The organism is Sphingobium sp. FW306-1B-F04DB (genome assembly GCF_058781925.1).
Genome location: NZ_JBYSXE010000002.1, coordinates 162558 through 174968 on the forward strand (window position 1 = coordinate 162558; position 12411 = coordinate 174968).

Below are 12411 nucleotides of genomic sequence, written 5' to 3' on the forward strand. Positions count from 1 at the left end.
GTTATGTCCATTACGAAGGCTTTTGCGGCGGCCAAAGACGCCGCCCCGCTGACCGGCATCAAACTTTACGCTGCGGCGTTCCTGATCGGTCTCGGCAACTTCCTGGTGGTGCTCGACACCACGATCGCCAACGTGTCGATCAACACGATCGCCGGCGATCTCGGCATTTCGTCGGCGCAGGGCACATGGGTGATTACGTCCTACGCGGTCGCTGAGGCCATTACGGTACCGCTAACCGGCTGGCTGGCGATGAAGTTCGGCGCGCAGCGCACCTTCATAGTCTGCTATCTGGCCTTCGCCGTCGGGTCGCTACTGTGCGGCATGTCGAGTTCGCTCGGCATGCTGCTCGGCATGCGCGTGCTGCTCGGGCTGTTCGGCGGCCCGATCATGCCGCTCTCGCAGATGTTGCTGCTGCGCATCTTCCCCAAGGAGAAAGCCACTCTCGCGACCGTGATCTGGGCGATGACCACGCTGATCGGACCCGTCGCCGGCCCCATCCTCGGCGGCATCATCTGCGACAATTATGGCTGGGAATGGATTTTCTTCATCAAGGTGCCGATCGCCGGTGTCGGCGGGGTTGTCCTGTGGTGGCTGATGCGCGGCCAGGCGGACCCGAAGGCGCAGGCGTTCATCGACAAGGTCGGGCTCGTCCTGCTCATCATCTGGGTAGCCGCGCTGCAGATCATGCTCGACGAGGGCCGCAACCACGACTGGTTTGCCGACCCGCACATCCGGATGTACGGCATCGTCGCCGCAATCGGCTTCGTCGCCTTCGTGATCTGGGAACTCACGGAGAAGAATCCGATCGTCAATCTCAGGATCTTCCGCCACCGCGGCTTTGTCGGGGCCGCGACCACCTACTCCGTCGCGTTCGGCGCCTTCTTCGCCAGCATCGTCATCCTGCCGCTCTGGCTGCAGTCCAACATGGGCTACACCGCGACCTGGGCGGGCTACGCCACCGGCATCATGGGGATCCTCGCGGTTGTTTGCTCCCCGCTGGTCGGCAAGGCGGTCGAGAAATTCGATCCGCGCATGATCGTCTTCCTCGGCATCATCGGCCTCGCTGGAATCATGCTGTGGCGAATGTGGACGTTCAGCACCGACGTCACGTTCCTGCAGATGGCGTGGCCGACGCTCATCACCGGTGTGTTCATGGTCATGTTCTTCGTCCCCGTAACCGGGCTTGCCATGGCGAGCGTCGATCCCGAGGAGCAGGCGAACGCGGCGGGCATCTCGAACTTCATGCGGACGCTGGCCGGCGCCTTCGCCACCTCGCTGATCCAGAGCCGCTGGTCGGACGCGACGCGCGCCAACAACACGGAGATCGCCAATGCGATGCCCCATGGGCAGCAGGCGGTCGATGCGATGACGGCGCAAGGCGTGCCGGCTGAATCGGCGAGGACGATGCTCTCCCAGCTCGTCGAAAGCCAAAGCGTGATGCTGGCAACACTGAACATGTTCGGCGTGATCGCCGTCTGCCTAGGGATTGCCGCGACCCTCATCTGGCTGGTGCCTAAGCCCAAGGGCCCGATCGACACCAGCGGCGCTCACTAAATTGCCGGCACCGCCCTCGAAGCACCGTCAAACGCGCTTCGAGGGGCCGGATGGCGGTCCACTCCTCCCTCGTTACATAAAGGAAAAGCAAATGACTCTATTCAAATGGATTGCCGCGGCCGCGGCTTTGGCCGGCGTCGCCGGCGGCGTTCCCGCCGCAGCCAAGGTGGAGGTGGTCCAGTCATCCTCCCCCGCGCTTGCCCAGGGCTCGACGTTCGCCTGGGCCTCCATGCGCGCCATCGGACTGGGCGTGCCCGATCCCGCGATCGCCAATGAGATCACGGCGGACCGGCTGCGCACAATCACCGAGTCCGCCCTGACATCGAAGGGCTATCGGCAGATCGCCAATCCGCTCGATGCCGACCTGGTCGTCGCCTATACCATCGTCATGCAGCCCGAGACGGAGGGGAAATTGACCTCTGACCGAGCGGGCTGCAGCTTTCCGGTCTGCGCGGCACCCAGCAACTACAGCCTCGACACGCGTCACTATACCCAAGGAACCCTGGTGCTCGATCTGGTCGAGCGCCAGACCGGGCGCCTGGTGTGGCGCGCCACGTCAAAGAAGCGCGTCACCGGCAAGGATGCGTCGGAGAAGAAACTGACCGCGCTGCTGCGCGAGATGACCAAGTCTCTGCCGCTGCGCTAGGATCGCGTTGCCCAAACGCGTGGTACTGGAATTACGTCAATGCGCACATGGCGACGACGGCGGCACCGCGCGTTTACGGACATCGCCTATCGATTCTGATTTGACCTTAGCGGTTCGCCGGCCATGCCACCGGCGATTCCACGGATTTTGAGAGAGCCGACAATGCGAGCATTCCTTCTTTTTTCGGTCGTCGTGACAGTGCTGTTGGGTGTGTTCTCCGTCCTGCAAGTCGCCACTGGTGATGGGCTGAGCGCAGTTGTGCTCGAGCTCGTTCTCCTGATCACCCTGGCCGGCTCCCCGCTGGCCGCAAGCCGGGGAATTTAGAAAGCGGGGAGACATCGAGCCGCGCCTATGCATGCACGCACCGCTGGAGGACGCGAGAAATGCCGACGGCTATTTCTGCGGGCCAAAGTCGTTGAGCGTTTAGGGTTTGGAGAAGGCCTTGCACCGGCAGCCGATGCGACGCTTCCCAATCTAGCGTCACCTAAGCCGCACTACGCAGCCAGTTGCTCCGCTTTCAGCATGAAGATGACATTCGTCATCCGCACCGCTTTTTGTTCAGCCGCCTCGTGCGGCAGACCGAGCCCGGACAGGAGCATCGTCAGCATCTCCTGCGTTACGGGCACCACCATCGCCTCGTGCTCGAGTTCGAGCAACCGCGCGACAAGCGCCTGTGTGACCGCGCCGGTGAGGCTGACCGCGGCCTCGATCGTCGTGAACCGGAACAGGCCCTTCTCCCGGCCTTCCTCCAGATCGGCAACGAGATCGGCATTGAGCGCTGCTTCCTCGTCGAGCGCGGCCACATGAAACTGCGAGAAGAAGCGGGCATGCAAGGGATCGATAATCGCCATCCGCGCGTGAATTGCGACCCCCTGCGATAGACGATCGACCGGATTTTCAACGCCGGCGTTGGTGCGCGCGACGATCTCCTCGAAGATCTGGCGCGATTGGCGGCGCAGCTCCTTTAGGTACGCCTCGCGGTCCATGAAATGATTGTAGAAGGTCTGTTTCGAGATGCCCGCGAGGCTCGCGATGTCCTCGACGCCGAAGGGACCCGCGCCCTGCTGCCCGAGGAGCTCGAATCCCGCCCGCACGAGACGCTCGCGCGTCTTGATCCAGCGCTTGTCCTTGATGGTCACGCTTTGAATGGTTCGCTCCCGGAAGATGCCCATGATCCGACCCTGCTGGTCGCCACCGTCCTTTGCATAGCAGTCCATCAAAAATCCGCAAACCCCGCCCCAAGCTTGCCCGAGGGCGCATTCTCGGATATTTATTGGACTAATCGGCAAATAAAAAAGCGAGCGCAGCATCGCGAGCCGATGGCCGGAACCCAGGCCGAAAAAAGCAATGGGAGGGAGAGGCAGTGGAAGCAAAATACGCAATTATTGCGGGCATTTGTGCCAGCACATGGATCATGGCTCCGGCCCGTGCGGAGCCCGCAAGGGCAGAGGACACGGCGCAATCGGACGACCAACAGTTGGACCCCCAGGACATCATTGTCACGGCCCGCAAGCGTGACGAGTCCGTACAGCAGATCCCCATCGCTATGGATGTCGTGAGCGACAAGGCGCTTGCCGCTACGGGTACGGCCTCGCTGCTCCAGCTCGAAGCGATCGCCCCCGGGCTCAATCTCGCCAAAGCGCCGGCCGGCGCCGAGATCGGTGTGACCGTGCGCGGCCTGGGTTCGGCGCCGGGGGCGCCCTCGTTCGACAGTTCGGTCAGCCTTTTCGTCGACGGCATTTACGCGCCCCGCTCGCGCGAGTTCGCTTCCTCGGTGTTCGACGTCGAGCGCATCGAGGTGATCAAGGGCACGCAGGCAGCGCTGCTCGGCAAGAACACGAGCCTTGGTGCGATCAACGTGATCACGCGCAAGCCCGGTGACAAACGCGCGGCCGACCTGCGTGGCTCCTATGAGTTCGAATTCGGATCGACCCTGCTCGCCGGCGGCATCGACGTCCCGCTTGCCGAGGGGCTCGCAGTCCGCGTCTCGGGCCAGCGGCTCGACAACAACGGCTGGGTGCGCGACACGGTTGCGGGCAACAAGGCGCCGCGCAACCGCGACGATGCCATCCGCGCGGTCATGACGTGGGAGCCGTTGGACGGCGTCGACGTCACGCTGGTGGCCCAGCACAATGTCTCGAAACAGCGGGGCAGCTTGGTGGAGTTCGCCACGCTCAACCTGATCGCCGAGCAGCTCGCGGCGCTTGCGGGGGCACCGGGCTCGCTCGACGACCGCCTCGACGTTATCAACGCGACCAGCCTGTTCGGCCCCGGCACCGAGCAGCACGAGCGGCTCAAGGTCGACCGCTTCTCGGGCGCGGTCAACATCGATCTGGGCGGCGGCACCCTGACGTCGGTTACGGGCTACTCGCGCTACACCGACGACAACCTGTCCGACACGGACTTCCTGCCGGGCGAATGGGCGACGCGCAAAGTCGACGAAAGCTCGAAACAGTTCTCGCAGGAACTGCGCTATGTGTCGCCCACGGGCGGCACGGTCGATTATGTCGTGGGCGGGCTCTATCTTCACAACGAGCTCGACAGCACATCGACCTTCTTTGCCAACTATCCGTTCGGCCCGGCCCCCGGTGTCAACATCGCGGGGAGCTTCCGGAACGATTTCCTGCAGAAGACCGAAACCTTCTCGGCGTTCGGACAAATGACGGTGCACGCGACCGATGCGCTGCGGCTGATTGGCGGATTGCGCTACACGCATGAGAAGAAGACCGTCGACCTTGGGCGCGAAATACTGGTGCCGGGGCTCTACAGCGTCGTGATCTTCCCGCCCTATGCGCCGTTCCGCATGTCGCGGTCCGATGGTCCGGTCGACTATTCGGCGGGCGTCCAGTACGATATCAGTCCCGACATCACCACCTATGTCTCGTACGGGAAGGGCACCAAGAGCGGCGGCTTTGCCTCGTCGGCGACGTTCCTCGACCAGTCCGGATACGACAGTGAAACCGCGCGGACGCTCGAGGGCGGCATCAAGGCGCAGGATGGCGGACGCCGCTGGCTGATCAACCTGTCGGTGTTCGACACCAGGGTGAGTAATTTCCAGACAGTTACGTTCAACGGCGTGACCTTCAACATCTTCAATACCGATCTGCGCAGCACCGGGGTCGAGCTCCAGGCGAACTGGCGCCCGGTCGACGCGCTGCGCGTCTATCTCAACAACACCTATGCCGACGCGCGCGACCGCAATACCGACGGACGTATCCCGCTTGCGCCCAAATGGAGCGGTTCAGGCGGATTTTCGCTTAACGTGCCGGTGACGGGGGCGATCGATTTCCTCGCCGACGGTTCGATCGACTATCGCTCGAGCCGCACCTACCAACAGGACCCGGCTGCGGCTGAGGTCGGCAATCCGTTCACGACCTTCAATCTCAGCCTTGCCGCCGCCGACAGCAATGAGCGCTGGGAAGTGCGGCTGATCGGGCGCAACCTGACCGACAAAAAGGGCATCGCCTTCGCGTTCCCCACTCCGATCGTGGGGACGCAATCGGTGATGTCGGAGCGCAGCCGCACGATCGCGCTCCAGGTTTCCATGAAAATGTGAGGGGAGCAGGGGGCGGGCGGCAAGCCTGCCTCCGGTTGTATCGCGCGACCGAAAGTGCCCGGACCGGGATATCCGGTCCAGGCACTTTCGCTCTCAGGCCGTGACCCGCTCCCGAGGAGCCAACAGCGCCGACCAGGCCTTGTACAGCTCGCCGGCATCGCCGGTGCCGAAGATGTGACGATCGGGGCGCACGAGCACGGCTTCCGCCTTATGCATGGCAAGCTCGCGCTCAAGCGCGTCGCGGAAGGCGGCGAGGCGCGGATCGTCGAGCGTGACCGTGACCAGTCCGTCGACGGCCGCGGCTGGCGTCCGGGTGATCAGCCACGCGCCCGCGCCGAGCACATCATCGAGCTTGAGCGAGCCGTTGTCGCCTGCGCAGGGCTGCGGGAAATATTGCCCGGCGCCCGAGGCGCCGGCGAGGATGAAGCCGCGGTCGATCGGCGGATAGTTGAAGGTGCCGTCGGGCGACTGGCCCGCTGCGCGCGCTGCAATCATCTGGCGGTCACGTTCGGCGGCGGCCACCGGATCGGTGATGCAGACGGTGTGCCCCATCATGATCGCCATCTCAATCGTCGCGCGCACATGAGGTTCGCGTTCGGGCTGGTAGCTGTCGAGCACCGAATCGGGCGCGCCGTCCCGCACGATCGCGGTGAGCTTCCACGCGAGATTCGCGGCGTCGCGCAAGCCCGAGCACAGTCCCTGGCCAGCGAAGGGCGGCGTCTGGTGGGCGGCATCGCCCATGAGCAGCACGGACCCCTTGCGCCATTCGCGCGCGATGCGGGCGCGAAAGATGTAAACCGCCTTGCGCTCGAGGGAGACCGCGCCATCCACCTTCCACGGCTCAAGCAGGCGCGCGATGGACTCGTCCGTCGATAGTTCCTCCGCCGTTTCGCCGGGCTTGATCATGAACTCCCAGCGATGGCGGCCCTCGCCCATCAGCGAACAGGTCGTCGGCCGGGCGGGATCGCAAACCTGCATGATGAACGTGGGCAGCCGGTCAAAGTCATGGACGATCGCGTCCACGACCAGCCATTGCTCCTCAAAGCCAAGGTCGTCGAACTCAATTTCAGAGGTCTTGCGGACGGTGCTGCGCGCGCCATCGGCGCCGACCAGATAGCGCGCATGCACCTCCCGGTTGCCTTCCGGCGTGGCGACCTCCACAACCACCCCAGTTTCGGTACTGTGAAAGCCGGTCGCTTCCCATTGCGAGCGGAGCGTGTTCGGGTCGAGCTTCGCCAATGCTTCGCGTAGATGGGCCTCGATCGACGGCTGGTGGATCATGTTGCCGGTCGGCCAGCCGGCAGGCGCAAAGCGCTCGCCGCTCTCGAAGGTCAGCAGTACCTCTCCCTTCGCGTTGACGAAATCATAGCGGTCGCCGCGGCGGCTGGTGCGCATGGCCTGCTGCGCGACACCAGCCTCCTGCAGGACGCGCATCCCTTCATGGTCGATATGTGCGGCGCGGGGAAGGGGATGGATTTCCGGAGCCTTCTCGGCAACGATCACCGACACGCCCCGCTGCGCCAGCAGCACGGCCAAGGTAACGCCGACGGGGCCCCCGCCGACGATAACGACGTCGCATTCCAACACATTGCTCATCATGTCAGCCCTCTGCCGCCATGGCGCCTTCGATGGCGCCGAGCTGTTCGATCTCGCAGCGCACGATGTCGCCCGGCGCAAGGAAACGCCGCGGATCCATCGCAGCGCCGATGCCCCCCGGCGTGCCCGTGAAGATCACGTCGCCGGGCTCGAGCGTCATGCCGACGCTCAGATGTTCGATCTGCTCCCACAGGTCGAAGACGAGGTGCTTCGTGTTCGACGACTGGCGCAGCTCGCCATTCACCCAGCAGCGGACGTCGAGCGCGTGCGGGTCCGCGATTTCGTCGGCCGTCGTCAGCCACGGCCCCATCGGCGCGTGGGTGTCGAAGCTCTTGCCGAGCGTCCATTGCGGCCCGGCATGCTGCCACATCCGCTCGGTGACGTCGTTGCCGACGCAATAGCCGAAGACGTGCTCGTGTGCCCGCTCGGCCGGGATGTGCTTGCCGCGTTTGCCGATCACTGCGACCATTTCGACTTCATAGTCGGCGGTCGCCGTGCCGGTGGCGATCAGGATCGGATCGAACGGGCCGTTGACCGACGTCTGCGCCTTGGTGAACCACACCTGCCGCTGCGGGATTTCCATCTTCGATTCGGCGACGTGATCGGCATAGTTGAGGCCGATCGCGAAGATCTTGCCAGGCCGAGGCACGGGTGCGCAGAGCTTGACCTCGGCGAGCGGCACGCCGCCGCCGGCAGCGGCCTTTGCCTCGAGCGCCGGCTTCAGCTCATCCCAGCGCGCGATCAGGTCAATCATCGTGCCGTCGAGGCCAGTGTCGATGAGCGTTTCGTCGACGACGATCCCTGTCCGGGTCGTGCCGTCGGCAAGATAGGTGGCAAGTTTCATGCAGATTTTACCTTCAGATTGCGCCGGAACAGCCGGCGGATGCGCAGATTGAGTGCCGCGACGAAAGCGACCAGGCCGGGGCTCGGCGCGATCTTGCCTTCGAACATCGGATTGGGGGTGCCCCATTGGACGGCGAGCAGGTCTTGCATCGTCATCTTGTTGGGCGGATCGTCCGCGGTCAGAAGGTCGCCGTCGGTCCAGTGCTCGAGCTCGTGGCCCCAGGGGTCCTTCCAGTAATCGAAGATCTGGCTGCCCATGATGTGGCGCCCGACGCCCCAGGCAGCGGTGCGCTTCCTGGCCTTGAGAAACTGGTGGCCAAGCAGGAGGTCGTCGAAATTGGCTACCTCGAATGCGGCATGGAGGAAGCACGGCTTCTGCGGCAGCTGGGCAAGGAACACCGTGTGGTGATCCGCTGGGCGGTCGCCGAGATCGCAGCGCATGAACGCGCCGAGCGCGACATCGGGCGCCGCTTCGATTTCGTCCGAGGTGAGGAATCCGAATCGCGCCTTGTACCAGGCTTCCGACGTGCGAAAATCAGAGACGTTGAGGACGCAGTGCCCGATCCGGTGGACATGCGCGGGGCCCGCGGTGAGACGAACCAGTTTGCGGATCCGCTGGCGCCCGCTCACCGAGTTCCGCGGCTGTTCGGGCAATGGCGACGGAGCCTCCAGCTGCGTTTGCCCGGCGACGACTTCGACGAGGAATCCGTCCGGATCGAACAGCCGTACAACCTTGCCACCGCCCGGCGCGCGAAGATCCTCGACCGCCACGCCTTCGGCTGCGGCAAGCCTCTCCAGATCGGTAATATCGCGGGCCCGAAGGCCGAGCGCGAGAAACGCGGGCGCGCCCTGCTCGGTGACATGGACGAATGGCCGCCCGTCTGTGCCGCGAGCGTAGAGTCGCCCGTCCACTTCGCTGCTGGCAAGGCCGAAGTCGTCGAGGAAGGCGCGCATTTCGGCGAGATCGGGCGCGGCGAAATGCACATGCGCGATGTCCTCGATACGAATCAGGCTCATTGCTCTCCTCTCCCGGCGATATGACATCCACCGTACTTGACGTTTCGAGCAAATAGGATTTAATGGACTAATAGTCAATCAGTGCGATCGAGCGTTGAAGGTGTGAAGCCTCGTTTCGTCGCTCAGGCGGCGTGACCGACCGCGGTGCTCCGGGCGTGCCTCGTGCCGATGCGGTCGCGATGAGTAGAGGGCCAGGTGCCCGGCCGAGGCACCAGCGGACACAATCTAGGAGAGCGGTGAGATGTCGAAGCCAATAACCCCTTTCGAAGGGATGGATATCCGAAGCCTGTTCGATTCGATCGTTCTGGCCCGGGGCATGCACCCGTTCCTCATCTGGGAACCCTTCACGGGGGAAGGCCAGCAATGGACCTATGCCGAGTTTGCAGACCGCGTGCGCCGTTTCGCCGCCGGGATCGTCGCCCGTGGCGTCAAGGCGGGCGACCGCCTGCTCATCCATCTCGACAATTGTCCCGAGGGCCTGATCGCGTGGCTCGGCTGCGCTTATGCCGGGGCGGTTCCCGTCACCACCAACGCCCGGTCGACGCAGGACGAGCTTGCCTATTTTGCGCGCCATAGCGCCGCGGTGGCGGCGGTCACGCAGCCAAGTTTTGCCGATATCGTCCTCGCCGCGACGCCAAAAGTACGATGGCGCCTGGTCACCGAGACCGACAATGGCGAGCCAGCTGCCGCGCCCGGCATGGGCTTCCACCCATTCGATACAATCGACGCGACCCCGGAGAGCTTGCCTGAACGGCCGCACGACCCCTGGGCGCCATTCGGCATCCAGTACACATCGGGCACGACCGCGCGGCCCAAGGCGGTGCTCTGGACGCATGCCAACGCGCTCTGGGGTGCTATGGCGTGCGCGCGGCATGAAGATTTACGCGCGGAGGATGTGCACCTGACGTTCCTCCCGTTGTTCCACACGAACGCCCAGGTTTATTCGGTACTGGCGTCGCTGTGGGTGGGGGCAACCGTCGTGCTCATGCCGCGCTTCTCCGCGTCGCGCTTCTGGCCCGTCTCGATCAAGCATGGCGCGACCTGGACGTCGCTCGTCCCCTTCTGCCTCAAGGCACTGATGGACCAGCCGGTGCCCAAGCAGCACAGCTATAGACTGTGGGGCAATGCGGTCTGCGATCCGCCAACCGACCACCATTTCCGGGTCAGGACGATTGGATGGTGGGGCATGACCGAGACCGTTGCACATGGAATAGTGGGACCGGTGCATCGCCGCAATGCCCCGATGTCTCTCGGCCGCCCGGCACCCGGCTATGAAATCCATGTCCTCGACGATGCGGACAATCCCGTGGGCCCCGGCGAAGTCGGAAATCTCTATGTCCGCGGACAGCGCGGAGTAACGCTCTTCCTCGAATATGCCGGCGACCCCGAAGCGACGGAGGCGGCGTTTCGCCCCGACGGGCTGTTCATCACCGGCGACCGTGTCCGGCTTGGCGAGGACGGGTTCCTCTATTTCGCCGATCGATCGAAGGACATGCTCAAGGTTGGCGGCGAGAATGTCGCGGCATCGGAAATCGAGCAGGTGATCGCCACAGTTCCAGGCGTTGCCGAAGTCGCCGTGGTCGCCATGCCCGATCCCATGCTTGATGAAGTGCCCGTCGCATTCATCCTGCCGAACGCGGGGGCTGCTGCGGATCTGGCGGAGCGGGTCGCAGAGGTCTGCGCCGCAAAGCTGGCGCGCTTCAAACAGCCGAAGCTCGTCCGGATCGTCGAGACGCTGCCACGGTCAACGCTCGAGAAAGTGGCCAAGTCAGAACTGCGCGCTGCGCTACTTGCCGAACGCGATACAGCGCTGCCCGCCCCAGCAGACGCCTGATCGTTACGCGTTCTCCCCGCCACGATCGCGCAGGGTTGCTATCGATGCTCATGGGCGTGCTTGCACACTCTAGTCGCTCAAAGCGAGGGGCTCCCAAGCGGGGCTTCGGTGCGAGCCGACATTTCAAACCAACATAAACAGATGGCAGATTTCGGAGATACGGTTCGAGCCTGCAGACTTCCGCAATTTCGGCAGCTTCCCCGTTCAAAGTCGGACTGACAAATTCACCTTCAAGAATGGGCGGGGCCGAACACGGCCCCGCCCCCTCGCCAGATCAATGGACCGCCATTCGCTCGGTGGCGCTGAGCGGTATCTGATGAGGCAAGGCTTGCGCTTCCCTTGCGATGCGCTCGCGGTACAGGCGCGCGAATTTGAGGTGAACTGATCTGATGGCAGGACACTTCGCTGTGGCAGCTCTGCTTACTTCCTCGGTCAGTCGCCGATTGTAATAGGCAAGATTATCCTCTCCCATGGTCTCCTCGCACAGGATAGGCCGATGCCGGGGCGCCTGGCCCCCGGCACGGCATAGGTTGATGTGGCAAATCCTCGTGCAGCCGCACTGCTCAGGCGGTGTGGCGCTCATCTCCGGACGCTTCGATCTGCCTGGTCGCCGGGGCATCGGAGATTTCGATGCGCCGCGGCTTCATTGCCTCAGGCACCTCGCGCTCGAGCACGAGCGTCAAAAGCCCATGATCGAAGCTTGCCGAGCGAACCTGGACGAAGTCGGCCAGCTGGAACCGCCGTTCGAAGGGGCGTGCCGCGATCCCGCGATGCAGATAGCGGCCGTCATCCTTTTCCTCGGCCTTCTTGCCGGTGACCGTCAAAAGGTTCTGCTGCGCCACGATCTCGATGTCTTCAGGCCGAAAGCCCGCAACCGCGAGCGTGATCCGATAGCGATCCTCGCCATCGCGTTCGAGATCGAATGGCGGATAACCTTCCGTCACATCCGAACGCGCGCTGTTTTCGAGAAGATCGAAAAGGCGATCGAAACCGACCGTTGAGCGCCTGTAGGGCGTAAAATCAAAAGCCGTTCTCATTTCCAAATCCTCCTTGTGAAGCAATTTGGGCATGAGAAGCGCCGGAGAGAGCCGGCGCTCTCTTGACCCAGCCGGACCCCGGATCGGCATCCGGCAAATACGAGGTAGGAAACAGAGGCGGCGCGTCAAGAGGTCGCGAATGCCGGATCGATGATGGGCTTGCTGCATTCGTTGCGGATGACTGCTCACGCCCTCATCTCAGATGATGTCGTCTAATCGCGCGCTATAACGCAAGTCCTTTCTGGTTGATCGTCGTCTAATCGCGCGCTATAACGCAAGTCCTTTCTGGTTGATCGTTTGCCGGGTGCATGGTCGTCTTCGGGGTCGG

At 63.7% G+C, this 12411-nt stretch carries 9 protein-coding genes; 4 read left to right on the top strand and 5 right to left on the bottom strand.

All coding sequences use genetic code 11. From position 1 onward, the window contains the following. The first annotated feature begins 3 nt into the window (after window positions 1–3). Both AC3WJD_RS02840 and AC3WJD_RS02845 read left to right on the top strand, forming a co-directional pair. Window positions 4–1554 (top strand): DHA2 family efflux MFS transporter permease subunit, encoded by a 1551-nt coding sequence (locus AC3WJD_RS02840; protein WP_492744329.1) that lies wholly within the window; start codon window positions 4–6, stop codon window positions 1552–1554. A gap of 91 nt (window positions 1555–1645) precedes the next feature. After that, a complete protein-coding gene (locus AC3WJD_RS02845) occupies window positions 1646–2200 on the top strand; it encodes a DUF4136 domain-containing protein (RefSeq protein WP_492744331.1) in 555 nt (184 codons plus the stop codon). 494 nt (window positions 2201–2694) lie between these two features. On the opposite strand, the gene AC3WJD_RS02850 is transcribed toward AC3WJD_RS02845, so the two are convergent. Continuing rightward, entirely contained in the window at window positions 2695–3582 is an 888-nt protein-coding gene (locus tag AC3WJD_RS02850; protein ID WP_492744332.1) for a TetR/AcrR family transcriptional regulator, read from the bottom strand. 32 nt (window positions 3583–3614) lie between these two features. On the opposite strand from AC3WJD_RS02850, the gene AC3WJD_RS02855 reads away from it, so the two are divergent. Further along, window positions 3615–5756, top strand: a complete 2142-nt coding sequence (locus AC3WJD_RS02855; RefSeq protein WP_492744334.1) for a TonB-dependent receptor — start codon at window positions 3615–3617, stop codon at window positions 5754–5756. A 93-nt stretch (window positions 5757–5849) separates the two neighbouring features. On the opposite strand, the gene AC3WJD_RS02860 is transcribed toward AC3WJD_RS02855, so the two are convergent. Genes AC3WJD_RS02860 through AC3WJD_RS02870 form a run of 3 tightly spaced genes read right to left on the bottom strand, consistent with a single transcriptional unit; the run spans window position 5850 to window position 9212 of the window. Further along, window positions 5850–7355 (bottom strand): bifunctional 3-(3-hydroxy-phenyl)propionate/3-hydroxycinnamic acid hydroxylase, encoded by a 1506-nt coding sequence (locus tag AC3WJD_RS02860; RefSeq protein WP_492744336.1) that lies wholly within the window; start codon window positions 7353–7355, stop codon window positions 5850–5852. A 1-nt stretch (window position 7356) separates the two neighbouring features. After that, window positions 7357–8196 (bottom strand): fumarylacetoacetate hydrolase family protein, encoded by an 840-nt coding sequence (locus AC3WJD_RS02865; protein ID WP_492744338.1) that lies wholly within the window; start codon window positions 8194–8196, stop codon window positions 7357–7359. After that, a complete protein-coding gene (locus tag AC3WJD_RS02870) occupies window positions 8193–9212 on the bottom strand; it encodes a VOC family protein (protein ID WP_492744340.1) in 1020 nt (339 codons plus the stop codon). The genes AC3WJD_RS02865 and AC3WJD_RS02870 overlap by 4 nt, the downstream gene beginning before the upstream one ends. 241 nt (window positions 9213–9453) lie before the next feature. On the opposite strand from AC3WJD_RS02870, the gene AC3WJD_RS02875 reads away from it, so the two are divergent. Further along, a complete protein-coding gene (locus AC3WJD_RS02875; RefSeq protein WP_492744342.1) occupies window positions 9454–11046 on the top strand; it encodes an AMP-binding protein in 1593 nt (530 codons plus the stop codon). Window positions 11047–11609: 563 nt separating this feature from the next. Here AC3WJD_RS02875 and AC3WJD_RS02880 read toward each other — a convergent pair. Continuing rightward, window positions 11610–12083 (bottom strand): Hsp20 family protein, encoded by a 474-nt coding sequence (locus AC3WJD_RS02880; RefSeq protein ID WP_492744351.1) that lies wholly within the window; start codon window positions 12081–12083, stop codon window positions 11610–11612. Window positions 12084–12411: the final 328 nt, after the last annotated feature.

Bases quoted from the DNA above. Each gene is read 5' to 3' on its own strand.
- AC3WJD_RS02840 (WP_492744329.1), top strand. From the start codon at position 4: ATGTCCATTACGAAGGCTTTTGCGGCGGCCAAAGACGCCGCCCCGCTG.
- AC3WJD_RS02845 (WP_492744331.1), top strand. From the start codon at position 1,646: ATGACTCTATTCAAATGGATTGCCGCGGCCGCGGCTTTGGCCGGCGTC.
- AC3WJD_RS02855 (WP_492744334.1), top strand. From the start codon at position 3,615: ATGGCTCCGGCCCGTGCGGAGCCCGCAAGGGCAGAGGACACGGCGCAA.
- AC3WJD_RS02860 (WP_492744336.1), bottom strand. From the start codon at position 7,355: ATGATGAGCAATGTGTTGGAATGCGACGTCGTTATCGTCGGCGGGGGC.
- AC3WJD_RS02865 (WP_492744338.1), bottom strand. From the start codon at position 8,196: ATGAAACTTGCCACCTATCTTGCCGACGGCACGACCCGGACAGGGATC.
- AC3WJD_RS02870 (WP_492744340.1), bottom strand. From the start codon at position 9,212: ATGAGCCTGATTCGTATCGAGGACATCGCGCATGTGCATTTCGCCGCG.
- AC3WJD_RS02875 (WP_492744342.1), top strand. From the start codon at position 9,454: ATGTCGAAGCCAATAACCCCTTTCGAAGGGATGGATATCCGAAGCCTG.
- AC3WJD_RS02880 (WP_492744351.1), bottom strand. From the start codon at position 12,083: ATGAGAACGGCTTTTGATTTTACGCCCTACAGGCGCTCAACGGTCGGT.